Source organism: Comamonas sp. B-9 (genome assembly GCF_000410635.1).
GTDB lineage: Bacteria > Pseudomonadota > Gammaproteobacteria > Burkholderiales > Burkholderiaceae_C > Comamonas.
Genome location: NZ_KE148627.1, coordinates 1,048 through 1,276, shown reverse-complemented (window position 1 = coordinate 1,276; position 229 = coordinate 1,048). Strand labels below are relative to the sequence as shown.

1 pseudogene is annotated in these 229 nt (G+C 70.3%); it reads right to left on the bottom strand.

The features are described from left to right. Positions 1-229 (bottom strand): annotated as a pseudogene (locus H928_RS32495) (iron dicitrate transport regulator FecR); the annotation flags it as partial.

The following is a 229-nucleotide window of genomic DNA, read 5'->3' as shown; positions in this document are numbered from 1 at the left end:
CACATGGCGGCGCCTGCCGTAGTAGCGCACATCCAGGCGAGTCTGCGCATCCAGCGCAATGCTGCTGCCATCGGGCAAGGCCTGGTTGAGCTGGCGGCCGGTAGCGGTGCCCAGCTGGATCTGCCATGTCACTACCTGGCTTTGGTACAGGCGCCAGGCCAGGCTGCCGCTGGCGCCCCCCCCTGCCACACCGAGCAAGGCCGACAGTGCGCGGCGCCGGCCCTTGCGC